Below are 25,983 nucleotides of genomic sequence, written 5' to 3' on the forward strand. Positions count from 1 at the left end.
GGCCCTCACATCGTTTTCAGGCAGGAAACCAGTTGCGGGCGGGCAGGGACTGCACGACCGGGCCCGGGACCTGGTCGTGAAGCCGGCCTACGACGTTGCCGCCTTCGATCTTGGCAGGGCGATCGTGTACCGGCAGCAGATACCGCGAATTGCTGAGCAGCTTCTTGATCGAGGCCTTCTCGGCGCGTTTGCTGGTGCCGTGATTGCCGGTGGTGCGCGGCTCCGCGTCGTGGATCTCGTTGAAGGGCGTGACGATCTGGTCGTTGAAGTCGTAGATGACATCGCCGCAGATGGTGGCGATGCCGTCGGCGGTCTCGACGATGATGTTCATCGAGCCCTCGGTGTGGGCGTTGGCCGCGTCGCAGTAAACACCGGGCATCAGCTCGACGGGGCCGGTGATTTCGAGGTCGAGGAAGCGCAGCGCACTCTTGGTGTGCAGGCGGTCGATCAGGTGCTTGATGTCTGGCGCCGGGTATTGCGGATGCATCAGCCCGGAGACGGAGTATTCGAGTTCCTTGCGGTTGAGCACGACGGTCGTATTCATCGGGAACAGATCGTCCTTGCCGGCGTGATCGATGTGCAGATGCGTGTGACAGACGAAACGGACGTCGCCCATGCGCACGCCGTGGCGGGCGAGCTGGTTCTCGATCATGTTCTCGTGGTACTGCAAGCCGCGCATGCCGAGCGTCTCCATGATCTGGTTGGAGCGGTAGCCGGTGTCGACCACGACAGGATATTTGCCGCCGAGGATCAAAAAGCCCAGCGTGAGGACGCGGCGGGTGCGGCCGCAATCGCGGCCGAGCACGAGGAAGCTCGATTCCAGCTCGATATCGCCATAGTCCAGGATCTTGATCTCCAGCGCCATTCGTTTCGCTCCCTGTGCTGTCTTTATCTGCTAAAGCCCATAGACGCGCGTTGCGGTGCCTCGGAAGATCGCGGCCTGCTGCTCGGTGGTGAGTGGTGCGACGGCCGCGCGAAACGCGTCGACGAGTTCGCGATAGCTGGTCCACAATTTCTCGATCGGGAAATTGGAGCCGAACAGGCAGCGCTCGGCGCCGAAGATCGCGACGGTATCCATGACCACCATAGCGATATGCGCGGGGTCGTTGCGGTGAATGAAAGTGCCGAGTCCGGACAGTTTCGACACGACGTTCGGGCAGATTGCGAGCCGGGCCATCCCGGCGCGCCACGCGGCGCGACCCGCCGGCGACAGGTCTTCGAGCATGCCGGCATGCTGAAGGATGAAAGTCACCTTGGGGCAAGCCTCCGCAAGCCGGGCTGCGTCAGGCATCTGCGGCGTGAACACCTGGAGATCAAAGCTCCAGCCGTAGTCGGCGAGGTGCGCAACGTTGCGGCGGACCATGGGATCGACACAGAGGTCGGGCTTGGCCGCGAAGCGATAGAGCGGGTTCTCGTGCCAGTGCAGCTGCATGCGCACGCCACGCAGCAGCGGATTGCGCTTCAGCCGGTCGAGCTGCGGGCGCACGTCATCGACAGCGAAATTGGCATAGGCGACGATGCCGTGCGGCCAGCCATGCTCGTCGGCGGTCTGCTGCACCCAAGCCGCCTCGTCCTCGAAACGGTCGTTGGCCCAGTTGGTCTGGACGTAGACCGAGCGGGTGACGCCGCTGCCTGTGAGGTCATCGAGATATTCCTGAATTGGATAATCGCGCCTGATCGCCTCGTAGGGCCCGAAGATGCGCGGCTGCATCGGGCCGGCCAGCCAGGGCAGGTCGGCCTGCCGCCAGATGTGATGATGGCCGTCGACAATCCCGGTCACGCAACTCTCCTTCGTCCCAGTGCCAGTACATGCGCGACGATGGACGCGGTGGATCCACCATCGACGAGATCGTCGACGAAGCGCTCGACGGCAACGAGTGCTTCTGTCTGCGGACGGAACCCCGGTCCTGTCGCGAGCGGGGTCAGCCAGCTCACGCGCCAGGCCCGCCGCGACAGTTTTGCCACGGCATCGCGCAATGCATCAGGCTCGCCGCGCTCGAGCCCATCCGAGACGACAACGACCGCGGCCCCGCGTGCGTAGCCGCCGAAGCGGGGCACGGCGAGGAAGGCCTGCAACGCGTCGCCAATGCGGGTGCCGCCGTCCCAGTCGCTGACGAGATGGGCGGCCGCATTCAGGGCCTGCTCTCGGCGCTTCAGCCGCAGCGCGCGGGTGACGCGGGTCAGCCGCGTGCCGAACGTGAACACCTCGACATTGGGGGCCGCCTGCATCAGCGCATGCGCCAGCTTCATGTTCTCCTCGGTGCGGCTCTTCATCGAGCCGGAGACGTCGATCAGCAGCAGGAATTTTCGAGCCCGCCGGCGCCGCTTCATGTGGCCGAGCCGAAGGATCTCGCCGTCGCTGCGGACGGAGTCGCGCAAGGTGCGGCGGAGATCGGCGAAAGCCCCGCGGCGTGCGCGCATGCGGCGGTGGCCGCGTCGCCGCGGCAAACGGCGGGGAGCCTCGCGCGACAGGCGGCGGAGCGCACCGTTGGTGGAGAGCTGTGCGAAGCGGCGCTCGACCAGCGCCTCGGTGCGCGTCGCGGTCAGGCCGGACTCGTTGGCGTCGTCGGAGAGGAGTGGCTCCTGCTCGCCGCGGCCTTCCTCCTGCAGCCGGACGGTCTCGTCGTCCTCGCCATCGTCGGCGTGCTCGATGGCCTCATGACCGCGAAAGTGCAGATCGAACACGCGGTCAAAGGTCACGCGCCGCTCGGGCGGCGGGGCGAGGGTGGCCAATGCGGCTTGCCTGATATCCCCGAGGTCGCGGGGCCCGAGTAGCTCGATCGCGGTCAGGAACGCGGTGGTCTGCTCCGGCGCGACGGCAAAGCCATTGGCGCGCATCAGAGCGACAAAGGAGACGAACGCGCGCGCGGCCTGCGGCAGTTGAAGCTCGGTGCTCATGCGGTCGCCTCCGCGAGCATGGCGTCGAGCCGCGGCGAGATGAAGTGCAGATCCTCCTCGTCCTTCAGGGCTACGCCGATCGACCGCCTGAACGCATCCGGCCAGCGCGCGCCGCCCTTGTGAAGGAGCGTCGCGGCTTCGGCCCAGTCGACGGCTTCGGCGATTCCGGGCGCCTTGCTCAACGGCTCGCGCCGAAGCCTGCCGACAGCGGCGACGACGGCGCGGGCGGTGGCTTCGGCGACACTGGAGGCCCGCAGCATGACGATCCGGGCCTCGCGCTCTTCGCTGGGATAGTCGATCCAGTGATAGACGCAGCGGCGACGCAAGGCCTCGTGCAAATCGCGCGTCCGGTTCGACGTCAGAACCACCACAGGGCGCTCGGCCGCGCGCACCGTGCCGCGCTCGGGGATGGAGATCTGGAAGTCGGAGAGGAATTCGAGCAGGAACGCCTCGAACTCCTGGTCGGCGCGGTCGATTTCGTCGATCAGGAGCACGGTGGAATCTGGCGCACGCAGCGCCGCCAGCATGGGACGCTCGATCAGGAACGTCTCGCCGTAGATGTCGATGGTCTCGTCGCCGGCCTGGCGGATCGCGAGCATCTGTCGCGGATAGTTCCACTCGTAGAGCGCGGCGGAAGCATCGATCCCCTCATAGCATTGCAGGCGGATCAGGCGGCGGCCGAGCACGGCGGCGATGGCCTTTGCGGCTTCGGTCTTGCCAACCCCCGGCGCACCTTCGAGCAGCAGTGGCTTGCCGAGCGCAAGGCCAAGATAGGATGCGGTCGCAAGGCCGTCGTCGGCAAGGTAATAGGCCGCGCGCAGCGCCTTCTCCAGCGCCTCCGGGCTGTCGATGCCGACGATGTTGCTGCGGACCGCCATCAACGAGACCTCTAGCGCCGCGCTTGCGGCCGCGCGCCGCCTTGCGCCTTGATCGCACGCAGCACTTTTTCAGGCGTAATCGGAAGATCGTCGATGCGGACGCCGACGGCGTTGAAGATCGCATTGGCGACGGCCGGCAGCACGGGATTCGCGCACATCTCGCCGGGACCCTTGGCGCCGAACGGCCCGTCGGGGGCAGGACGCTCCAGCACGGCGATGTCGTGCGGGCAGATGTCGCCGGGACCGGGCATCAGATATTCGACGAAGTCCCGCGGACCATGCACCGGCTCGGGATAAGCAGGCTCCGTCGTCTCGTAGAGCGCGTGGCTGATGCCCATCCAGGCGCCGCCGACGAGCTGCTGTTCCACGAGGCGCGGATTGAGTGCGCGGCCGAGCTCATAGGCTGAATCCATCCTGATCATCGCGACTTCGCCGGTCTCGTCGTCGACATCGACCTCGGCGACGAGGCAGGCGTGGGCGTAGCAGGTCGCGGGCGACATCTCGCCCGTCTCCGGATTCACTTCGGAGAGCGGCACCAGGAAGATGCCGCGACCCGAGATGGTCTTGCCCTGCTTGAATTGCGCGGCGATGGCGACGTCCTTGGTCGAGATCGAGCGATGCGGCGCGCCCTTGACGTGAATGTTGCCGCGGCCGTCGGTCTCGAGATCGGCGGCGTTGACCTCCAGCTCTTCGGCCGCGGCCTCCATCATCACGCCGCGCGCTTCCCGCGCCGCCGCCATCACGGCGTTGCCGACGCGGTGGGTGCCGCGCGAGGCGAACGAACCCATGCAGTGCGGGCCGGTGTCGGAGTCGGCTGTATCGACATAGACGTCCTCGACCGGCACGCCCAGCGTCTCCGCGCAGATCTGCCGCGTCACCGATTTCATGCCTTGTCCGAGATCGATCGACGACAGCGCCACCGTGAATTTGCCGCTCGGGTTTGAATGCACCAGCGCTTGGCTGGGGTCGCCGCCGAGATTCATGCCGATGGGGTAGTTGATCGAGGCCATGCCGCGTCCGCGATGCCGGGTCATCTAGCGCCTCCTGGTGCCGAAGACGGAGGAGAAACGGGTGGCGCCGTGTGAAGGCGCAGGCGGCCGCGGCGAGGGCGGCGGAGCAGGAGGTGGCGGTTCGCGCGGAGGTTCGCGGGTCACGGTCGGCGGGAGCCGATCGTAGCTGGTGCGCTGCTGCGCCGGCGCCATTGGTCGTGCGCGGGAAGAGTCCGTCGGGGTCGGCGGAATCACGGCGCGGCTTCCGCCGCCGTCCTTGCGTGACGACGCTCGCCTGAATTCGTCACGAAGCGGCCACTTGGCCTTTTCGGCCGCGACCTGGACGCATTCGATCAGCGCCGTGTTCTTGGCCTCGCGCCGGTGCGCCTTCATGTCACCGTCACGATAGGCGTTGAGGATGCGGAATTCCATCGGATCCATGCCAACGAGATTTGCCAGCTTGTCCATTTGGCACTCGATGGCAAAGTCCATCGCGGTGACGCCAAAGCCGCGCATGGCGGTCGCCGGCGTGCGGTTGGTGAAGACGCAATAGACGTCGCCATAGACGTTCGGGATGGTGTAGGGCCCCGGCAGATGCGCGGCGCATTTCACCGCGGCGTAGCTCGACAGCCGCGTATAGGCGCCGCTGTCGAAAAGCGCGCGGATCTTGCGCGCGACGATGCGGCCGTCGCGCATCACGCCGTCCTTGATGTAGATGCGCTCGGCGCCGCGCGGGGGGCCGTACTGCATCTCCTCCTCGCGCCCGAACACGTAGCGCACCGGCTTTCCGGTCAGCATCGCGCCCAGAATGGCGAGCGGCTCGGTCAGCGTGTCGACCTTGCCGCCGAAGCCCCCGCCGACGGTGCCGCCGATGAAATGGAAGGTGTTGGAGGGCACGTCCAGAATTTTTGCGCAGGTGTCGACGGAGAAGAACAGCGCCTGGGTTGAGGTATAGACGACATAGCGGCCATTGGTATCCGGCGCGGCGATCGCCCCGTTGGTCTCGGTCGGCGCGTGCTCGATCGGCGACATCTGGTAGCGCTGTTCCAGCACGTGATCGGCGGTCGCCAGCGCCGCATCGGCGTCGCCGAAACGCAGCCGCTGGTGATCATAGGTCTCGTGATAGGTGAAGGTGTTCTTCGGGTAGGTCTCATTGACGACGGGCGCGCCGGGCTTAAGTGCGTCCTCGACGTCGAACACCGCCGGCAGCGGCTCGTAGTCGATCTTGACCTTGGCGACCGCCTCGAAGGCGTCGCGCTCACTGTCGGCAACGATGGCAACAACAGGTTCGCCCTTGTAGCGGACCTTGTCGACGGCCAGCGATGGCTCGTCGTCCTTGCCGAAATTGATCAGGCTGAGCAGCGTGTTGAGATTCACCGGCACGTCGGCGCCACGGATGATCCGGCGCACGCCGGCGGAGCGCTCGGCTTCTGACGTGTCGATGCGGCGAATTCGTGCATGCGCCTGCGTCGATCGCACGACCTTCAAATGCAGCATGCCTTGCAATTTGTGGTCGTTGAAGTAGCTTGACGTGCCCGTGACATGCCCGAGCATATCCTGGCGTTGCGTGCCCCTGCCGATTTCCTTCAAGTTATCGTCGCGCTCGTCGGCGAAGAGGTCCTTGCGCAGTTCCAGCATGGTCGCGTTCCCTTACGCGCTGACCCGGCCGCCGGCGGCGGCGAGGATGGCATTGATGATCGGCTCGTAGCCGGTGCAGCGGCAGATGTTGCCGGAGATGGCCTCGATGACCTCGTCGCGGCTCGGCTGTGGATTGCGGTCGAGCAGGGCCTTTGCGGCCATCAGCATGCCCGGCGTGCAATAGCCGCACTGCGCGGCGAAATTGTCGGCGAAGGCGCGCTGGAGCGGGTGCAGATTCGGGCCCTGCTTCATACCGTCGAGCGTTTCGACCGAGCGTCCAGCCACGGTCTCCGCCAGCGTCAGGCAGGACAGGTGGAGCTCGCCGTCGACAAGCACGCTGCATGTGCCGCAACCGCCCTGGCCGCAGCCGAATTTCGGAGTCATGTCGCCGATCAGCTCGCGCAGTGCGACCAGCAGGTTGGTACCGCCATCGACGAAAATCGCTACGTCGTGGCCGTTGTGACGAAATTGCAGGGGGATTTTCGACATAGGCTCTATTCCTGTCCCGACAGCAGACGGCGCAGATGTACGCCGACGATCTCGCGGCGATACCAGGCGCTGCCGAGCGCGTTGTCGGAGGGCGTTGTTCCCTCGGTGGCAGCGGATGCCGCGGCGGCGATGGTCGCGGCATCCAGCGAGCGTCCCTCCAGCGCACGCTCGGCCGCGCGGGCGCGAATTTGGGTGGGAGCCATCGAGCCCAGCGCGATCCGCGCGCCTGCGATGCGTCCGCCTGAGATCGGCAGGTATGCGGCCAGCGTGATGACCGAGCCGCCCTTCGGCTTGATCCGGGCGATCTTGCGATAGCGGAAGGCCTCGGTGCCGGCAGGCCGGGTGCAGGAGACGGAAAGCACGAGTGTGCCGGCCTGCCGGTCGCGCGCCTGCAAGAATGCCTCGATGGGGATGTCGCGCGCGCCGAACCCGCCTGCGACGGCCACGGTGGCATCGAGCGCCAGCAGCGCGACGGTGAAATCGCCATAGGGATTGGGCGCGAACAGATTGCCGCCCACCGTCCCCATGTTGCGCACGGCGGGGCCGCCGATCGAACGGGCGGGGGCATGCAGGAAGCCAAGGTCGCGTTCGGCGAGGACGCGCGCGAAGGTGACGCCGGCGCCCAGCGTGATGCGAGGGCCGGAGGCATCGATCCTGGTCAGCGCCTGGTCCTGGGCGCGGACCACGGTTGAGATCGACACATCGCCCTCATTCAGCGCCCGCATCACCAGCGTGCCGCCGCCGAGATATCGCGCGGTGCGGTCCGAGGACAGCGCCCCGGCCGCCTCGCTGGCGCTCGCAAACGTCTTCACTGTCACGGCCATCTAGGCGGCCTCCTCGAGATGCCGGCGGATCGCTTCGAACCCGGCCTGATAAATGTCCTCCGCAACCATGTGGGTGATGCGGTCTCTGTCTTCCGGCCTGGTGGTGAAACGCGACTCCCAGTGCCAGAAGGTGCGGTCGCCGTCGGTGACCGGCAACAAGCGAACATGGGCGACGTAGTTGAACATCGGGATCGGGGTGTCGAGCAGACAGTAGCTGAAGCTCTGCTCGAGATCCGACAGCGCCAGCAATTGCTCGCGTAGCTCGGCGCCGTCCTTGAGCCTGAAGCGCCTGACGCAGCCGATCTTGTCGGAGGAATGCGCGCGCTCGATCGAGGAGGTCGCAACCGCCGGGTGCCAGCGATCATGCCCGTTGAAATCGCGCAGCACCGACCACGCCGCATCGGTCGGCGCGTTGAGAACGGTGCTTTTGACGATATGCGGCACCAGAGTCAGCCTCCAAACACGCGCTTCAGCGCATCGAAGCCGCCCTGGAACACGCCGGCGCCGATATGGCCGACGAGATCGGTCTCGCGCTCCGGCGCGCAGTCGAACTCGGCGGTCCACTCCACGAAGGTCTGGTCGCCGTCGGTGACGGGCGTCAGCCGCAAGGTCGCGACGTAGTTCTCGACGCCCATCGGGGATTCCAGGATCGAATAGGTGCAGAACATGTCGTAGTCCGAGAGGCCGAGCAGCTTCTCGCGGATACGGTCGCCGTTGCGCAGGCGAAAGTCCCTGACGCATCCGATCTTGTCGGAGGGCTCACCGCCCTCGATGCGGCTTTCGGCGATCGCGGGATGCCAGTTCGGCATTCCGTTGAAGTCGCGCACCCGCGCCCAGACGCGGTCGTTGCGCGCGTTGACGACGGTGGAGACGTAGACGCGGGGCATGGGTCAGACCTCAGCTCTTCTTGCGCGGACCGCGCTCGGCCGACGGCTCGCCGCCGCCCTCGGCAGCGGGCGGGGACGTGGCCTGCTTCTCGCCGCCGCCCTTGCGCGCGGACTCCTTGATGCCCTGCATGTCGCGGGCTTCTCGGATCAGGCCCGGCATCTTGGCGAGGCTGCCGCCTTCGACCCCGATGTCGGACAGGATGGAGTCGATCAGCGGCGCCTGGACGCGATAGCGCAGCGCCGAGTCGATGACCTCGTCGGTAGCGCTGCGGCCGCCATTGCCGCCGTGGCCATTGCCGTTGAGGCCGTCGACCTGGAGGATACGGATGCCCTCGATCTTCTCCATCGGCTTGACGCTCTCGCGCACGATGCCCTCGATCCGGTCGAGCAGTTTTCTGCGGAACAGCGAGTAGCGGGCCTGATCGGTGAGCACGTTCTCGGCCTCGTTGAGCATCCGCTGCGCCTCGGCCTCGACCGCCGCGCGCACCCGCTCGGCTTCGGCGGCGATCCGGGTTTCCTCGGCCTGCTTCTCGGCGAGCAGCACCTCGACCGTCTTGCGGCGCTTTGCGATCTCGCTCTCGCGGGCGGTAATGACGCGCTCGCTCGCTTCCGTGGCTCGCATCCGCGCCTCCTCAGCCATAGCCTTGGCGGCGGACTCCTCCAGCGACTTCTGGTGAATGGCGATCGCCTTCTCCATCAAAACAGTCTCGACCTCCTTCTCGCGGTTGACCTCCAGCTTGCGCAACTCACGCTCGCGGCCGATACGGGCCTCATCCAGTCCCCGGTCGGAGGCGATGCGCGCGCGCTCCACTTCCTCGCGGGAGGCGATCTCGGCCTCCTGCAACGACTGGACGCGGGCGACCTCCAACTGTTCGATCGCGCGGCGGCGCTCGAGCCGGGCGGCTTCGAGAGCCTGCTCGCGCGAGACGTCGGTGGTCTCGACCTCCTTGCGGGCGACGATCTCGGCCTGCCGCACCTGGCGGTCGGCGTCGATTCGCTCGGACTTCTTGGCGGAGAGAGCGATGACGCGGTCTTCGTCCGCAATCTCGATCGCCTTCTTCTGCTCGATATTGAGCACCTCGCGCTTCTTGGACGAGTTGATCCGCTCGGCCTCCAGCGCGAGATCCACCACGATCCGTTGGCGCTCGATGGCATCGCGCCGCTTCAGTTCGGCGGCTTCCAACACGCCGGTTCGCTCGATTTCGAGCGAGCGTGTATCGCGCTCGGCCTGGATACGCTCGGCTGCCACCGCCTTCTCCTGGGCGATGCGCGCCGCCTCGATCGCCTCGCGGGAGGCAATGTCGGCTTCCTCGACGGCCCGGTTGCGGGCAATCTCCAGCGATCGGACGCGTTCCTCTTGTGCGATGCGCGAAGCTTCGGTGGTCTCGCGCGCGGCAATGCCGGCGACTTCGAGGGTCTGGTTGCGCTCGATCTCGAGCTGCCGCGTGTTCTGCTCGGCAGCGATGCGCTCGGCAGCGAGCGTCCGCTCGCGGGCGATGCGGGCGGCCTCGACCGCGCGCTGCGCTTCGATCTCGGTCTCCTGGATGGTGCGGACCTGCTGGATCTCCAGGGCACGGGTCCGTTCGTCGGAGGAGATGCGCTCGACATTGACGATCAAGGTCTGGGCGATGCGGGCCTTTTCTGTGGCTTCGCGGGCGGCGATCTCGGCCTCATCGACGGCGCGGGTGCGCTCGATCTCGCGGCGGCGGGTCTCCTCTTCGTTGGCGATCCGGGCATCGGTCACGACGCGGTCCTGCTGGATACGGGCCTTCTCGATCGCCTCCCGGGCCGCGATCTCGGCTTCCTCGACAGTGCGCATCCGCTCGATCTCGCGCTGGCGGACCTCGCGCTCTGAGGCGATCCGCGTCGTATCGATCGAACGCTGGTTGGCGATCCGGGTCTTCTCGATCTCTTCGCGTGCCAAGAGCTCCTTTTCCTCGATGGTGCGGGTGCGCTCGATCTCCTTCTGCCGGGTCTCGCGCTCCGAGGCGATGCGGGCTTCCGCAATCGCTTGCTCGTTGGCGATCCGGGAGCGCTCGATGGCTTCGCGCGCGGAGATCTGGGCCTGCTCGGCCTCGGTCTCGCGCAGCGCGCGCTCGCGGGCGACCTCGGTGCGCTGAAGCGCGCGGCGCATCTCTATGTCGCGTTCCTGCTCGAGGCGCGCTGTCTCGCTTTCGCGCTCGATCTCGAGTGCCTGCCGCTCGGCCTCGAGATTGCGGGTGCGGATCTTGATCATCGAGTCCTGCTCGATGTCGTTGCGCAGCTTGCGTCTGGCCTCGATGTCCTCCATCAGCCGGGTCAGACCCTCGGCGTCGAAGCGGTTCGAGGGGTTGAAGAATTCGAGGTCAGTCTGGTCGAGATCGGTGATGGCGACGGATTCGAGCTCAAGGCCGTTCTGGGCGAGCGCCTCGGCGGCATTGGTCTTGACGCGCGCGACATAGTCGCCGCGGCGCTCGTGCATCTCCTCCATGGTCATTTCGGAAGCGACCGAGCGGATCGCAGAGATGAACTTGCCGGCCAGCAAGGCGTGCAGCTGCTCCGGCTCCATGGTGCGGCGTCCCAAGGTGGCGGCTGCGATCGAGACGGCGTCGCGGGTCGGTTGCACACGGACATAGAAGTCGGCTTCGATGTCGACGCGCATGCGGTCGCGGGTAATCACGGCGTCTTGCCGCGAACGCACGATGCCCATCGGCAGCACGTTCATGTTCACAGGCGTGTAGTCGTGGATGAAGGGCAGCACGAAGGCGCCACCATTGATCACCACGCGCTCCCCGAGGAAGCCGGTGCGGACGAATGACACCTCCTTGGAGGAGCGGTGGTAGAGCCAGTTCACGATGTAGACGCCGACCACGATCACGATAACAGCGACGATCAGCCAGAGGATGAGCTCGCCGACCAGGATCCCTGACATGTTTCCCTCCCTCAATCTGACAGGCGTTATCGCGCGCCGATCGCCTTGAATTGACGTACCTGCTCCGTCAACGCCCGCTCCACCGGCAGCCGCTCCATCGAGGAGGCGCCGTAGAAGCCGTGGCAGTGGCGGGTGTTCTTCATGATGAAATCGGCGTCCGCCGGATCCGCGATCGGACCGCCATGAGCCAGCACCAGAATGTCCGGATTGACGCTGAGCGCGGCCGAGGCCCAGGTGTCGATCCGAGCTGGGCAGTCGTTCAGCTTCGGCGCGGTCTGCGCCCCGACCGTGCCTCCGGTGGTGAGCCCGAGATGGCAGACGATGATGTCGGCGCCGGCGATCGCCATCGCGGCGGCTTCCTTCTCGCTGAAGACATAAGGCGTCGTCAGCAGGTCCTTCTCACGCGCCTTGGCTATCATGTCGATCTCCAGCGCGTAGGACATGCCGGTCTCTTCGAGATTGGCACGGAAGATTCCGTCGATCAGACCAACGGTCGGAAAGTTCTGCACGCCGGCAAAGCCGAGCGCCTTGAGCTGATCGAGGAACATATCCATGTCGCGGAACGGATCGGTGCCGTTGACGCCGGCCAGCACCGGCGTCTTGCTGACCACGGGCAGCACCTCGCCGGCCATCTCGACCACGATGGCGTTGGCGTCGCCATAGGGCATCAGCCCCGCGAGCGAGCCGCGACCCGCCATGCGGTAGCGGCCAGAATTGTAGATCACGATGAGATCGACGCCCCCGGCTTCCTCGCACTTGGCCGACAGGCCGGTGCCGGCGCCACCGCCGACGATCGGCTCGCCACGCTTCGCCATCTCGCGAAATCGCCGCAGAAGTGCTGCGCGTTCAAACCGGGCCATCGGTCACCTCGCTCCTCTCCGGCGCGCCCCGGCGCGTCCGAACAGCGTTCGGAACGCGGCTGTGATGGTCGAGGCGAACTCGGGATCGTTGATGTTCTGCTTGACGCGGATGAGCTGGCGATTGCCGTTCCCGCGAACGGTGCGCTCCAGCGCGCGGAACAGGGCGGCATCGGCCTCCTGATCCCAGAAGGGCTGGCCACGGGCATCGAGCGCGGAGACACCGCCCTCCGGCAGGAAGAAGCGCACCGGCCCGTCCATCTGGTTGAGCCGTTCGCCGATCCAGCGGCCCATGCGCTCGTTTTCTTCCACTGTCGTCCGCATCAAGGTCACCTGCGGATTGTGGACGTGGAATTTGCGTCCGCGATAGCGCTCGGGGATGGTGTCGGGCGCGCCGAAGTTGACCATATCGAGCGCGCCCACCGAGCCGATATAGGGCGCGCGGGTGCGGATAATCGCGCCGAAGCGATCCTCGGTTGCCGGAAACACCCCGCCCATCAGAAGGTCGCAGATCTCCGTCGTGGTGAGATCGATCACCCCGGCGAGCTGGCCGGAATCGACGAGCTTCTCCATCGAACGGCCGCCGACGCCAGTGGCGTGGAAGACGAGACATTCGAAGTCATCGCGCAGATCGGCCGTGATCTTCTGCACCGCGGGTGTGGTGACGCCAAACATGGTGATGCCGACCGACGGCAGCCCGGCGCTTGCTGCTCGCTCTATGGTCTCACGCCGATCCAGCCGTGCCTTGACCATGCCGGCGACAGCATTGGCGCCATTCGACAGCACCGCGCGCGAGATCGAGTTGAGGCCCTGCACGTCGGTAACCGAGTACATCATGGTGATATCGGCCGGACCGACATAGGGCGCGACATCGCCCGAAGCAACCGAGCAGACGATCAGCTTGGGCACGCCGACGGGAAGGACGCGCATCCCGGGCGCGACCAGCGACGCGGCGCCCGAGCCGCCGGCCGAGATCACACCGGCGATATTGCCTTGGCGCTTGACCCAGTTGGCGAAGGCCTCAGCCATCGCGGTGACGGCAGCGCCCCGATCGGGGCCGAACACCGCCGCGCCGCCGCGACCGTGGTTCAGCGCGATCTCCTGGGCCGAGACATCGCAGGTTGCGTGCTTGCCGCTGGTGGAGACGTCGACGAGCCGCGTGCGCAACCCGCTCTCGGCGATGATGTCCCTGACAAAGCGGAGTTCCGTTCCCTTGGTGTCGAGCGTGCCGACGACCAGCACCGCGGGCGGTCCCGACGTCTGCGCCGTCACCGGCTCGCGCTTTCGCCGCGCGGTCTCGTCGAGGCGCGCGACTTGGGTCGAGAGCGTCCGCGCGGCGGCTTCGATGCGGCCAATCGGGACGGGCTGTGACCAGCGGGTCGGCGGGCTCGGATTGGAGACGTAGACCCGGATCGGACCGCTCGTGCGTGCAGGTTGTGGGGCTGCCTTGGTCTCGCCGCCCGCGGCCGGCGCATCGATGTCGGGGTCGAGCTCGGCATGCAGTCCGACACCAAGCAGGCGCTGCTGTAGCTCGCGGTCGGCGGACAGGCGCACCGAGTCGATGATCCGGTTGATGCGCCCATTGACCATGATCGCGACGTTGCGCGAAATCGCGGTGGCGACGCCGATGTTCTGCTCGATCACGAGGACGGACATGTCGCCGTCCTCGCCAAGCTGCAGCAGCATTTCCTCGACCTGGGCGACGATGACGGGCGCGAGGCCCTCGGTCGGCTCATCCATGATCAGCAGCTGCGGATTGGTCAAAAGCGCACGCGAAATCGCGAGCATCTGCTGCTCGCCGCCGGATAGCTGGCCGCCGCCATGATCCCGGCGTTCGGCGAGTCGCGGGAAAGTGTCGTAGATGCGCGCGACGGTCCAGGCGCCGGAGCGCATGCCGCCGGCAAGGCGAAGATGTTCGTCGACGCTGAGCGAACGCCAGAGCCGGCGGCCTTGCGGCACATAGCCGACGCCGAGCCGCGCGATGTGCGCCGGCGGCCGCCGCGTGATGTCTTCACCGCGGACGCGGATCGAGCCGCCGCTCACCGGCACCAGGCCCATGATCGCCTTGCACAGCGTTGTCTTGCCCATACCGTTGCGGCCGACCACGGAGAACACGCCGGCGTCCAGCGTGAGGTCGACACCCTGCAGCGCGTGCGAATGGCCGTAATACACGTCGAGGCCCCGAACCTCGAGGGCGGCGGGGGCGCGGCGGGCCTCATTCATGGCCGCCTCCGAGATAAAGCTCCTGCACCTCGGGGTCGGACTGGATCTCCTCCGGCAGGCCTTCCTTGAAGATGCGGCCATTGTGCATCATCGTCACGCTCTCGACGACGCGCAGCGCTACGTCCATGTCGTGTTCGATGATGATGTAGCCGATATGAGCCGGCAGCGAGGTCAGGATCTCCACCAGTTCGGCGCGTTCGGTCGGCGACAGGCCGGCGGCCGGCTCGTCGAACAGCACGAAGCGCGGCGCGCCGGCGAGGGCCAGCGCGATCTCGAGCTGGCGCTGCTGGCCGTGTGCGAGTTCAGCGACGCGCTGGTCCTTCACGGCCGCCAGGTGCACGGCTTGGACCAGTCCGTCGGCCGCGTGCATCAGCGCGTCGTTCTGCCCCGGACGCAGGAACGAGAACCGGCCGCGCGAGACGCCGCGGCAGGCGAGATAGACATTGTCCTGCACGGTGAGGCCGGGAAACAGCGCAGAGATCTGATAGGTTCGTCTGAGGCCGCGGCGGATGCGCTCATAGGGCGGGTAGTGCGTGACGTCTTCGCCGAAGAAGCGGATTGTGCCGGAGGAGGGCGGGAAGTCGCCGGTGATGCAGTTGAACAGCGTGGTCTTGCCGGCGCCATTCGAGCCTAGCACGGCGCGCCGCTCGCCGGGGCGCACGGTGATGGTGACGTCGGTCAGCGCCGCCAGAGCGCCGAACAACCGGGTGACGCCGCGCAGCTCGAGTGCTGCACCCGATCCAACGGCGGAAAGGCGTTGCGCGACGCTATCCATGACCGCGCCCTCCGCTCGGGAGATCCGCCTGAGGACGTTGGTTCTGCCGCCAACGCTGCCACAGGCCGATCACGCCGTCCGACGACCAGAACACGATGGCGAGGAAGCCGAGCCCGATCAGTAGCCGGAAGCGGTTGCCGTCGAGCCCGATCTTGACCAGGAAGTCGAGCGCAAACGTGCGCAAGAGCACGAACACCAGCGCGCCGATATAGGGGCCGATCGGGCGGGTAATGCCGCCGACGACGGCAATGATGAGGATGTCGATGCAGGCGCCGACGCTCACCGAGCCCGGCGAGATCTGGCGATAATTCCACACTTGCAGCACGCCGGCGAGGCCGGCGATGAAGGAGGCGACGGCGTAAGCCGCGACGCGGTGGGCATTGACGTTGAAGCCGAGGGCGGCCATGCGGCGCGGATTGTCGCGCACGCCCTGTAGCGCCAGGCCGAACGGCGCGCGGGACATGTAGCCGACCGCGAAATAGCAGAGCGCGGCGACCGCGAGCACGACATAGTAGAAAGGAACGTCGGCCCGCCAGTCGACGCCCCAGAAATGCGGTGTCGAGACGTTGTTGATGCCGGTGTGGCCGTTGAAGATCGCCCAGTTCTGATTGGTGAAGTAATAGAACGCAGCTCCGATCGCGAGCGTGATCATGATGGTGTAGATGCCCTCGGTGCGCACCGCGAGCGCGCCGCCGAGCGTTCCGAAGATGGTCGCGAGCGTCACCGCCATCGGCACCGCCAGCCACCACGGCCAGCCCAGGCTGATATTGGCGTTGCCGCTGATGCCGAACACCGCGACCATGTAAGCGCAAAAACCCGCGATGGTGAGCTGCATCAGGCTGACCATGCCGCCATAGCCGGCGAGCAACATCAGGCTGAGCGCGATGGTGCCGAGGATCAGCGTGGTCGCAAAGATCTCGATCAGGAAGAAGCCGTTGGCAATCAGCGGCATGATCAGGAGGATGGCCGCCACGATCCAGGCCGCGGGATTGTTGACGTCGGGCCAGCCACGCACGGACGGACGATGTGCCGCGGTGGCGGGCTTGTGGACCTGAATGCGGGCATCGTGGGTGACGGACATCTCAGCGCCTCGCCAGCAGGCCCTGTGGCCGAAGCGCAAGCACCAGCACCATGATCAGGAAGGTCACGACGATGGCGTAGGTCGGGATGTAGACCGAGCCGAGCTGCTCGGCGAGGCCGATGATGAGCGCGCCGAGCGCCGCCCCGGGGATTGAGCCCATGCCCCCGACGATCACGACCACGAGCGATGCGAGCAGGAAGCGGATGTCCTCGCCGGGCGAGAGCGACTGGAAGGTGCCGCCCACGACGCCCGCGATACCGGCAAGGCCGGCGCCGAGCGCGAAGACCAGCACGAAAACGATCTGGATGCGCACGCCGGTTGCGGCCAGGATGTCGCGGTCGTCGACGCCGGCGCGGATGATCATGCCGATCCGGGTGCGGTTGAGCGCCAGCCACATCGCGATGCCGATGATGACGGAAGCCAGGAAGATGACGAGCCGCACCAGCGGATAGCGCAAATAGACCGGCTCGCCCGAGGATTTCACGGCGGTGATGAGCGGCAGCTCGATTGGGCCGATCAGCCAGGTCGGAGTCTGGATCTGGTAGAAGTCGCCACCACAGGCCCACAGCATGAGATCGGCGAACACGATGGAGAGCCCGATCGTCACCATGGTCTGGCGTAAATCCTGTCCCTCCATGCGGCGGAAGACCAGCACCTGGAGCAGGACGCCGACCAGCGCCGTCAGGACAAAGGCCACGATGAAGGAGAGGATCCAGGACCCGGTCGAGGCGCTGATGGCGTAGCCGACATAGCCGCCGAACAGATAGAGCGAGCCGTGCGCGAGATTGACGTTGCGCATCAGGCCGAAGATCAGCGTGAAGCCGCTGGCCACGAGGAAATAGAGACCGCCGAGCGTGATGCCGTTGAACAGCGCGTTCAGGAACACCCGCTTGCGACCGATGGCTTCTTCAAGGCCGGGCGGCCACACCGCGAAGATCAACCAAAGTGCCACTGCGATCGCAATGATGACGACAAGTGCCCAGGCGGGATGACGCTCCACAAAGCGGGTCATGGCGTCACCTCGCTCCGTTTGCGACGGTCGCCATCACACCTCGGATCCAGGTCAGACAGCCCCGTGCAGGCTGCGTACCTCGCCATGGATTTGCGTCCTCCCGGGACTGAAGCGATCCTCTTGCCGGGATCGCGTTCCACCCATCCTAGTGGGACGGCGCGGGAGGCACTTGATCGTGAGTATCTTTTCGCGCGCCCGTCAGCCGCGCAAAACCTTGGCCGCGCGGCGATAATCGGTTGGCGCCATGCCGACATTGGCAGCAAAGAAGCGGGTGAAGCCGCTCTGCGAGGAGAAGCCGAGATCGAAGCCGATATCGGCGATCGGCGCTTCGCTCGCGACCAGCGCCTCAAGCGCCTGCTCCATCATCAGCGTGTTGAGATAGAGGTGAGGGGTAACGCCGGTCTGGGTGCGGAATAGCCGGTAAAAATGCGGTCGCGACAACCCGGATTCGCGTGCGATGGTGTCGAGCTCGATTTCAGCGCCAGGGCTCTCGGACATCATCTTGATGCACTTGCGCACGCGAAAATCGGTAACGGAACCGTTGGCGCGTGGATCGCGCGCAAGTTCGGCCTGCTGCCAGCTTTCATCGTAGCAGACGTCGATCAATCGCCGCAGCTCGCCGTCGAGACTGTTCAGCGAGGGTGCGCCGCACACAAGGGCGGCGGCGTGTCTGATAAGCTTGTCCAGAGCGACCGATCGCCGGAATTGAGTGCGCCCGAAGCGCAAGCGTTCGGCGCCCGGCGCATCGGGGGCGAACCACTCCGGATTGACATAGAGCACGAAGAAAACGGCGCCGACGTCAAGGTCCGACGGCAGGAAATTATGCGGCTCCCACGGATTGACCGCGACGACGGAACCTTCAGCCAGTTCGTAACGTCCATCGTTGACATCGATGCATGCGGCACGGCCCCCGACATGGAAGATCAAATGACCTTCGCGATGCGCGTGGATGTTGAAAGGGCGGTTCAATTGGTAGACCGTCGCCCGGCCGAAGCGGCCGTGGAAGACGGCGAGCGCCCGGCTCATGCCTTCCCCTCCCTGGAGCTTTTTTCTTTTTTACAGCCTTCAACAACCTGGGAGAGAATGCAAGAGCGCGCGATCTCCGCGCTTTGCAAATCTCTCCCATCAGTCTCAGTGTCGCAGTAGGATTACGTCAGTACTTCTTACATTCTGGCACTGTACGGCTTGGCAAACCGATCTTGGCGAACACTGCAGGGTCGTAGCCCAGTGTCTGGTTGACGTTCGGGATCACCTTCACGACCTTCGAGAACAATGCGCCCTTGCCGTCGTCGACGACCTCGGTGACGAAGTTGGTGCCGATGGCCTGGCGGTTCGCGTCGAGCTTGATCTTGCCGTTGGGCGCGTCGAGCTCGATCTTGGCGAGGGCTTCCTTGTACTTGGCCTGATTGTTCGACAGGTCGCCATTGACCTGACGCAGCGCCAGGATCAGCGCCATGGTCGAGCCGTAATAGTTGGTGGCGAGCAGCGATGGGCTGGGGAAGCGCTTGTTGGGCGGGAAGGCGTCCTGATAGTCCTTCACGAACTTCTGCCAACCCGGATCTTCCCAGGTGTCGGCCTGGCCGCTCGCCGCCAGCGTGCCGACCAGCGCTTGCTTGGCATTGCCCTTGGACGACAGGATGGTCTGGTCGATCATGATCGAGCCGCCCATCAGATGCGCCTTGCCGCCGGCCTGCTGGTACTGGTTGAGGAAGTTGACGGCGTCGGCGCCGCCGAGCCCGAGATAGATGGCATCGACGTCATCAGGCAGCGCTGCAATCACCGAGGCAAAGTCCTTGGTGCCGAGCGGCACCCATTGCCGGTTGGTCACCTGTCCGCCGGCACCGCAAAACTCGAGCACCAGGCCGAACACCTGCGTGTAGATGAAGGAGTAGTCCTCGCCGACGGTTGCGATCTTGCGATAGCCCTTGGTTTCATAGGCATATTTGCCGAGACCCACCTGCCACTGCGCGCCGTCCATGTTGTAGCGGAAGAAGTTCGGAGCCGGATCGACATAGGTCGTCTCCTGGGCGCCGGAGGCCGCATTGATGAACGTCAGCTCCGGATGGGTCTTTGCAAAATTCTTGACCGCGATGCCTTCGTCGCCCGAGAGCGGCGACAGCAGGATCTGCACCTTGTCCTGTTCGATCAGCTTTCGCACGGCACGGACGGCGGAGTCCGGCGTCGCATCAGTCGAGGCGATGACGAATTCGAGCTCCTTGTCGCCGACCTTCTTGCCGAGCACGTTGAGTGCTGTCTGAAAGCCGCGGATGCCATCCTCGCCGAGCACGGTGTAAGTGCCTTCGAGCGTCGCGGTGACGCCGACCTTGATCTTCTCCTGCGCGAAGGCGGTACCCGACAATAACAGGCTGCTCAACGCGATCAGTCCTAGACTGCTTTTCAACATTGGTCTCCTCCCTGGGGCGTTCTTGTCGCTGTTTTTTCCCGCTCCCCGCGCGTCCGCCGCGCGGTGCGGCGTCCTGGCGAGGCGACGGTTCTTCGACGGCTTCTTGGGATGAAGGCTAACCGAACTCGGATGCAGCGCACGCGTTGGAGCCCGGCGCGGCTTGACGGGCAGTCTCATTTTGAATGGTGCATTGCAAATCATCCCGCGGTGCAATCGCACGCAGATCGGACAACGCCACCAAGTTACGCGCCCCCACGATCGCGGTGCAGCAGTGGACTGTCCGTCGCGCGCACATGTTCGTTCCGGGAGCAGAGTAAATAACTGAAATTGGACGGCTAGGCGCGTCCTACGACACTATCGGGAATCCTGCAGGAACTATCCGGGAGAGCTGCCATTGTCAGGCCGGAAGGGATTTGGAGGAGGACTGAAATGAGCCAATTAATCTATTTGATCGGCCTGATCGTAGTGATCCTGGCAATCTTGTCGTTTTTCGGATTGCGCTGAGGGCATCGACCATGACGATCGAAGCCCCCACACTCGTCGAAGACGAAGCGCTGACGATCTCCGAACAAGGGCGATATATCCAATGGACGCCTGTTGTCGCCGGGGCTTTCGCTGCGACGGCATTCGGCTTCGTTCTGGTAACCTTTGGCGTCACGATTGGACTTGGCGTCAGCTCGGCCTCGCCGACATGGCGAGATGCGTCTGCCGCGCTCTCGCTGCTGTCCGGACTTTATCTGATCCTGCAAGCGATCGTCAGTTTTGGCCTCGGCGGCTACATCGCAGGGCGCGTTCGCCGCGGGGTGGTTGCAACGAACCCCACGGAACGGGAAGCGCGCGACGGGCTGCACGGGCTCACGGCATGGGCGCTTGCGGTCCTGCTGGGCGCGACGCTGGCCGGTATCGTGAGCGCTGCCACGGTGAACCGCCTGTCTTCGTCCGCGAGCGTGGGCAACAGGACGACCGCCGAGCCGCTTCTGAGCTACGAACTCGATCGGCTGTTCCGTGCGCCACGGCGAGCGGCAAATGTTGATATGACCGGCGAGCGCGCCGAGGCTGGTCGAATCCTCATGACGTCGTCGAGCCATAGCGGTGTCGCTGCGGACGACCGAACCTATCTGGTCCAGCAGGTCCAGGCGCTGACCGGATTGCCGGCCGGTGATTCCGAACGGCGCGTCGATCAGGCGATTGCGAACGCGAAAACGGCGATCTCTCACGCGCGCCGCAGCACGGTCATTCTCGCGTTCTCATTGGCTGCTGCCACGCTGCTCGGCGCCATCAGTGCGTGGGCCGCAGCCGTCGCCGGTGGGCGACACCGGGATGGCGAACCGCTCCCGGCGTGGATGGCATTTCCTGATCACTTCGAGCCAAGGAAAACGGCGGTGCCTTAGCGCAAAGCCGCCGTTCCGCCGCAGCTGACCGGATGACGTATCGCTATTGGTCGTGAATTCCGCCGAAATGGCTGAAGACCTCGAAGTCTTGCCCGCGTGCGATGCCGATCAGCGTGATGCCGCTGGCCGCGGCCGTGCGTATGGCAAGCGCCGTTGGCGCCGAAACTGCAACGATGAATCCAGCGCCGATCGCGGCAGTCTTCTGGACCATCTCGACCGAGATCCGGCTCGTCAGGATGACGGCACCCGAATGCCCCGGTATTCCCGTTGCGGCGAGGGCGCCGGCGAGCTTGTCGAGTGCATTATGGCGGCCGACGTCTTCGCGGACGATCATGTCGTCGGCGTCAGGCTGGAAAAATCCGGCGGCATGGGTCGCGCGGGTCGCCTTGCCCAGGATTTGTGATGCGGCGAGGGTCTCGACCGAGCGACGAATGTGTTGCGGCGTGAGATCGATATGCCGCTCGAGGCGCCGAACCTTCGCACTGACTTCGCGCAAGCTTTCGATGCCGCACAGGCCGCAGCCGGTCGGCCCGATCAATCGCCGCCGCCGCTCTTTCAGCTGTCGTCCAGCCCTCGGCCGCAGCCATAGACGCAACTCGATTCCGTCGGGGCCGGGAACCACCGTGAGTTCGTTGATCTCTCCCAAATCCTCGATGATCCCCTCGGTCAGGCTGAAGCCGATTGCGAAGTCGGCGAGATCGGCAGGAGTCGCCATCAGCACCGCGACGGTCGTGCCGTCGTAGACCAGTGCGATCGGGCTCTCCTCGGCGACCGAGCGGTGGCCGAGCATGTGGCCTGATGTGAGCCGAAGCATGTTGACGGAAGATGGGGAGGCGGGCAGGCGATCGCGCCAGTTGATTTGCGAGCCGTGCATGATTGTTCATCCTAGCGACGGTCTATCGACGCGCGGCGCGCGCCATGGTTCCGAAAGCTTAGGAACCAGCGATTGTTTCTCATGTTTTGCGAAAGGGGCTTGCAGCTGAAGGGCCCGGCATGCGGCAGAAAGCAAAAGTCGAGACTTACGATGCTCCGGCCGGCGGCTGGGGATCGGTCAACGCAGTCGTTCACATTCTCACGCAGGAAGAAGTCGCGATCCTCGGCAGCGAGATCCTGATGAAGCAGAACAAGCCGGGCGGCTTCATGTGCGTGAGCTGTTCCTGGGCCAAACCCGCAAGTCCACATCCATTCGAATTCTGCGAGAACGGCGCCAAGGCCACCGCGTGGGAAGTCACAGGCAAGACGGTCACGCCGGAATTCTTCGCCCGGCATACACTGTCCGAGCTACGAACCTGGTCCGATCATCGACTGGAAGAGCAGGGGCGGCTGAGCCATCCGATGCGCTACGATTCGGGCAGCGACAAATACGTCCCGGTCGAGTGGAGCGATGCGTTTCGCGACATCGGCGCCGAGTTGAACAAGCTCGATCCGCATTCCGTCATCATGTACACGTCCGGCCGGGCCTCGCTGGAAGCCAGCTACATGTACCAGCTGTTCGGCCGGATGTACGGCACCAATAATTTCCCCGATAGCTCCAACATGTGCCACGAGACCACGTCCGTGGCGTTGCCGCAGGTGATCGGGGTGCCGGTCGGCACCGTGCTGCTGAAGGATTTCGACCACACCGACTGCATTTTCTTCTTTGGACACAACACAACGACGAATGCCCCGCGGATGCTGCATCCGCTCCAGGAGGCAGTCCAGCGCGGCGTCCCGATCGTGACCTTCAATCCGCTCCGCGAGCGCGGACTGGAGCGTTTCGTCAATCCTCAAAACCCGCTTCAGATGATCGCGGGAGGCACACGCATCAGCTCGCAATATCATCAGGTCCGCGTCGGCGGTGACGCCGCGGCGATATCTGGGATTTGCAAATGGGTGATCGACGCGGACGATCGCGCCGTCAAGTACGGTGAGCCGCGGGTGGTCGACGCCGATTTCATCGCGCAGCACACCTCCGGCTTCGACGAATTCGCCGCGTTCTGCCGCGGCCAGGACTGGAACGAGATCGAGCGGGCGTCAGGCCTCACGCGGTCGGCCATGCTCGAAGCCGCGAACGTCTATATGAAGGCCAACGCCGTGATCGCCAATTACGGCATGGGCGTCACGCAGCACAAGCACGGCGTCGAGACCACGAAGATGATCGTGAATCTGCTGCTGCTGCGCGGCAACATCGGCAAGCCGGGAGCAGGCATCTCGCCGATTCGGGGCCATTCCAACGTCCAGGGCCAGCGGACGGTCGGCATATCCGAGAAGACGAAGCTCGTCCCGCTCGACAAGCTCGCGGAGCTCTACGGGTTCGAGCCGCCACGGTGGGACGGTCTGTCGACGGTGGATGCCTGCGAGGGCATTTTGAAGGGCGATGTCCGTGGCTTTGTCAGCCTGGGCGGCAATTTCGTGCGCGCAATTCCTGACCGCTCGCTGATGGAGCCGGCTTGGTCGGGTCTGCGGCTGTCGGTGCAGATCGCGACAAAGCTCAATCGCAGCCACATCGTGCCCGGCGAGGTGACCTATCTGCTGCCATGCCTCGGCCGGATCGAGATCGATGAGCAGGCCAGCGGCGCCCAGGCCGTGTCGATGGAGGATTCCACGGCCTGCGTTCACGGCTCACGGGGCCAGCGCAAGCCGGTGACCGAGCACGCCCTGTCCGAGCCGGCGATCATCGCCGGTCTCGCCAAGGCAACCCTCAAGCCGAATCCCTCGGTCGAGTGGGACGCCTGGGTCGCCGATTATTCGCTCATAAGGGACGCGATCGAGCGGACCTATCCCGACCAATTCAAGGATTTCAACCAGCGCATGTTCGAGCCCGGCGGCTTTCCGCGGCCGCTGGCGGCGCGCGAACGCAAATGGAAGACGCCGAACGGCAAAGCCAATTTCACCGTTCCCAAGGCGGCATTCGCGCCCCCGGGAGAAAACGATGGTGTCTATGAACTGATGACGATGCGCGCCGACGGACAGTTCAACACGACGATCTATACCGAGGACGACCGCTTCCGCGGCATCCAGGGCAGCCGTTACGTCGTGCTGATGAATCCCGCGGACATGGAGGCGGATGGACTGAAGGCGGGCGACACTGTCACGCTGGTCACGGAGGCCAATGACGGTGTGGAGCGCAGTCTCAGCGAGCTCCAGGTCGTGCCCTACGGTATCCCGCGCCGGAGTCTTGCCGGCTACTATCCCGAATGCAACGGGCTGATCCCGCTATGGCACTACGCAGAGGGCAGCAAGGTGCCGGCCGCAAAATCCGTTCCGGTGCGACTTTTCAAGGACATCGTGCCCGAGATCATCGAGGGCGGAGAGATGCCGATCTCGGCGACGTAGCCGGGACCGGAACGTGTTCGCAACGTCACGAAGCGGGGATGGAAATGAAATCGAAGACGTTCAACGACGGCGCGGAACGAACCTTTGTCCTGATTCTGGACCAAGGGGAGGAGGCCTTCAGATCGATCACGGAATTCGCCGAACGCGAGAAGATCACGGGCGCCTCGATATCGGCGATCGGGGCGTTCTCGCAGGCGGAAGTCGGCTGGTTCGATTTCGCGGCCAAGACATACAAGCCGATCGAGGTCCGCGAGCAATGCGAGGTGCTGAGCCTGCTGGGCGATGTCGCTCAAGGCGATGACGGCAAGGCCAGCGTGCACCTTCACGCCGTGCTCGGCTTGCAGGACGGCACTGTGCGCGGAGGCCATCTGCTGTCGGGATCGGTGCAGCCGACACTGGAGGTGACGATCACTGAGGCCGTGGTTCATCTCCGCCGCAAGAAGCGACAGGACCTTGGGATTGCGCTGATCAGCATCTAGTCCGGAAGGTCCGGGAGGCTGCCTTGATCGACGGGCTTGTCACTGATGTTCCGGTGGCGGACGAAGAGGGCGGTCGTGTCGTGCCGGCCGGCTATCCCGTTCAGGGGGCTCGCCGCCGGGGATGAGGTACGGCCCCGCTCGGGCAATTAGGAACACCCAAATCCGGCTTACGTTGCCTGCACGGGCCTGATGGATGTCCCATGCAGCGCAGAACATTTCTGGCACTCGCGGCCTGGCTTGTCGGCACGACGTCCCTGACGCGCGCGACCGTGATCCACAATCACGTGCCATGGTCGCCCCATCCCAACTCGCCGCCGGAGATCGTGCGGCTAGGTCCTTGGCAGTTCTTCACTCTCGATGAAGCCCGCGCGATGGAAGCGATCGTCGATCGCATCATTCCGCTCGATGCGGAGACGCCCGGCGGCAAGATCGCGGGCTGCGCCGTCTTCATCGATCGCCAGCTCAAGGGGCCGTATGGCTCCAACGAGGGGCTTTACACGCTTGCGCCTCACACCAAAGGCACCAAGGAGCAAGGCTCCCAATCGGCGCTGACCCACGCCGAGTTCTATCGCAAGGCGCTGGCCGCGCTCGACAAGCATTGCAAGTCAACGCAGGGCGGCAAGTCCTTCGCAGAGCTCGATGCCGCCGCGCAGGATGACGTGCTGCGCAAGATCGAGTCGGGCGAGGTCAACTTCGAGACGGTCGACGCTCAGGGCTTCTTCTCGGCTCTGCTGAAGGACGTCCCGGAAGGTTTCTTTTCCGATCCGATCCACGGCGGCAATAACGACATGGTCGGCTGGAAGATGATCGGCTTTCCCGGCATCCGCTACGATTATCGCGACTGGGTCAATCGTCACAACGAGCGCTACCCGTATCCCCCCGTCAGCATCGCCGGGCGGGCCGACTGGACCCCTGCAAAATCGTGAGCGGCG

Annotated in this window: 23 protein-coding genes; 4 read left to right on the top strand and 19 right to left on the bottom strand. The window is 65.1% G+C overall.

The features are described 5' to 3' along the window. Positions 1-16: 16 nt before the first annotated feature. The 18 genes from ACVW16_RS30930 to ACVW16_RS31015 all read right to left on the bottom strand — a co-directional run bounded on the left by ACVW16_RS30930 (position 17) and on the right by ACVW16_RS31015 (position 19,866). The gene (locus ACVW16_RS30930; protein WP_456702771.1) at positions 17-865 is read right to left on the bottom strand and encodes an N-acyl homoserine lactonase family protein; all 849 of its coding nucleotides are present in this window, start codon (positions 863-865) and stop codon (positions 17-19) included. Positions 866-895: 30 nt separating this feature from the next. Further along, entirely contained in the window at positions 896-1,780 is an 885-nt protein-coding gene (locus ACVW16_RS30935; RefSeq protein WP_456734649.1) for an amidohydrolase family protein, read from the bottom strand. Next, positions 1,777-2,898 (bottom strand): vWA domain-containing protein, encoded by a 1,122-nt coding sequence (locus ACVW16_RS30940; RefSeq protein ID WP_456734650.1) that lies wholly within the window; start codon positions 2,896-2,898, stop codon positions 1,777-1,779. The genes ACVW16_RS30935 and ACVW16_RS30940 overlap by 4 nt, the downstream gene beginning before the upstream one ends. Next, the gene (locus ACVW16_RS30945) at positions 2,895-3,776 is read right to left on the bottom strand and encodes an AAA family ATPase (RefSeq protein ID WP_456734651.1); all 882 of its coding nucleotides are present in this window, start codon (positions 3,774-3,776) and stop codon (positions 2,895-2,897) included. Before ACVW16_RS30945 ends, ACVW16_RS30940 begins: the two co-directional genes overlap by 4 nt. An 11-nt stretch (positions 3,777-3,787) precedes the next feature. Further along, entirely contained in the window at positions 3,788-4,810 is a 1,023-nt protein-coding gene (locus ACVW16_RS30950; protein ID WP_456702775.1) for a xanthine dehydrogenase family protein molybdopterin-binding subunit, read from the bottom strand. Beyond that, positions 4,811-6,403, bottom strand: a complete 1,593-nt coding sequence (locus ACVW16_RS30955) for a xanthine dehydrogenase family protein molybdopterin-binding subunit (RefSeq protein WP_456734652.1) — start codon at positions 6,401-6,403, stop codon at positions 4,811-4,813. 12 nt (positions 6,404-6,415) lie between these two features. Next, entirely contained in the window at positions 6,416-6,892 is a 477-nt protein-coding gene (locus ACVW16_RS30960; RefSeq protein ID WP_456734653.1) for a (2Fe-2S)-binding protein, read from the bottom strand. Positions 6,893-6,897: 5 nt separating this feature from the next. Next, positions 6,898-7,716, bottom strand: coding sequence for an FAD binding domain-containing protein (locus tag ACVW16_RS30965; RefSeq protein ID WP_456702778.1), 819 nt, complete (start codon positions 7,714-7,716; stop codon positions 6,898-6,900). Next, positions 7,717-8,160, bottom strand: a complete 444-nt coding sequence (locus tag ACVW16_RS30970) for an SRPBCC family protein (protein WP_456702779.1) — start codon at positions 8,158-8,160, stop codon at positions 7,717-7,719. Positions 8,161-8,165: 5 nt separating this feature from the next. Next, positions 8,166-8,603, bottom strand: coding sequence for an SRPBCC family protein (locus tag ACVW16_RS30975; protein ID WP_456702780.1), 438 nt, complete (start codon positions 8,601-8,603; stop codon positions 8,166-8,168). 10 nt (positions 8,604-8,613) lie between these two features. After that, positions 8,614-11,514 (bottom strand): flotillin domain-containing protein, encoded by a 2,901-nt coding sequence (locus ACVW16_RS30980; protein WP_456734654.1) that lies wholly within the window; start codon positions 11,512-11,514, stop codon positions 8,614-8,616. 26 nt (positions 11,515-11,540) lie between these two features. Further along, positions 11,541-12,374: a phosphoenolpyruvate hydrolase family protein gene (locus ACVW16_RS30985; protein WP_456702782.1), complete on the bottom strand. Its 834-nt coding sequence runs from the start codon at positions 12,372-12,374 to the stop codon at positions 11,541-11,543. 3 nt (positions 12,375-12,377) lie between these two features. Beyond that, positions 12,378-14,594: a Tm-1-like ATP-binding domain-containing protein gene (locus ACVW16_RS30990; protein WP_456702783.1), complete on the bottom strand. Its 2,217-nt coding sequence runs from the start codon at positions 14,592-14,594 to the stop codon at positions 12,378-12,380. Further along, entirely contained in the window at positions 14,587-15,369 is a 783-nt protein-coding gene (locus ACVW16_RS30995; RefSeq protein ID WP_456702784.1) for an ABC transporter ATP-binding protein, read from the bottom strand. The genes ACVW16_RS30990 and ACVW16_RS30995 overlap by 8 nt, the downstream gene beginning before the upstream one ends. Continuing rightward, the gene (locus ACVW16_RS31000; protein WP_456734655.1) at positions 15,362-16,450 is read right to left on the bottom strand and encodes a branched-chain amino acid ABC transporter permease; all 1,089 of its coding nucleotides are present in this window, start codon (positions 16,448-16,450) and stop codon (positions 15,362-15,364) included. Before ACVW16_RS31000 ends, ACVW16_RS30995 begins: the two co-directional genes overlap by 8 nt. A gap of 1 nt (position 16,451) precedes the next feature. Beyond that, positions 16,452-17,462: a branched-chain amino acid ABC transporter permease gene (locus ACVW16_RS31005; RefSeq protein ID WP_456702786.1), complete on the bottom strand. Its 1,011-nt coding sequence runs from the start codon at positions 17,460-17,462 to the stop codon at positions 16,452-16,454. A gap of 198 nt (positions 17,463-17,660) precedes the next feature. Further along, complete coding sequence (locus tag ACVW16_RS31010; protein WP_456702787.1) at positions 17,661-18,488, bottom strand: AraC family transcriptional regulator; 828 nt, start codon at positions 18,486-18,488, stop codon at positions 17,661-17,663. A gap of 127 nt (positions 18,489-18,615) precedes the next feature. Further along, a complete protein-coding gene (locus ACVW16_RS31015; protein WP_456702788.1) occupies positions 18,616-19,866 on the bottom strand; it encodes an ABC transporter substrate-binding protein in 1,251 nt (416 codons plus the stop codon). 515 nt (positions 19,867-20,381) lie between these two features. Between ACVW16_RS31015 and ACVW16_RS31020 the strand changes: the two genes are divergently transcribed. Next, a complete protein-coding gene (locus ACVW16_RS31020) occupies positions 20,382-21,257 on the top strand; it encodes a hypothetical protein (RefSeq protein WP_456702789.1) in 876 nt (291 codons plus the stop codon). 43 nt (positions 21,258-21,300) lie between these two features. Here the strand turns inward: ACVW16_RS31020 and fdhD are convergent, their stop codons facing one another. Next, positions 21,301-22,071, bottom strand: coding sequence for a formate dehydrogenase accessory sulfurtransferase FdhD (gene fdhD / locus ACVW16_RS31025; protein WP_456705234.1), 771 nt, complete (start codon positions 22,069-22,071; stop codon positions 21,301-21,303). Between the two features lie 179 nt (positions 22,072-22,250). Between fdhD and ACVW16_RS31030 the strand changes: the two genes are divergently transcribed. From ACVW16_RS31030 to ACVW16_RS31040, 3 genes are all read left to right on the top strand, one after another. After that, a complete protein-coding gene (locus ACVW16_RS31030) occupies positions 22,251-24,572 on the top strand; it encodes an FdhF/YdeP family oxidoreductase (RefSeq protein WP_456734656.1) in 2,322 nt (773 codons plus the stop codon). 44 nt (positions 24,573-24,616) lie between these two features. After that, positions 24,617-25,051, top strand: a complete 435-nt coding sequence (locus ACVW16_RS31035; protein WP_456734657.1) for a PPC domain-containing DNA-binding protein — start codon at positions 24,617-24,619, stop codon at positions 25,049-25,051. Positions 25,052-25,251: 200 nt separating this feature from the next. Continuing rightward, positions 25,252-25,977 (top strand): gluconate 2-dehydrogenase subunit 3 family protein, encoded by a 726-nt coding sequence (locus tag ACVW16_RS31040; RefSeq protein ID WP_456802542.1) that lies wholly within the window; start codon positions 25,252-25,254, stop codon positions 25,975-25,977. Positions 25,978-25,983: the final 6 nt, after the last annotated feature.

The sequence above is a fragment of the Bradyrhizobium sp. USDA 4474 genome (genome assembly GCF_054057515.1).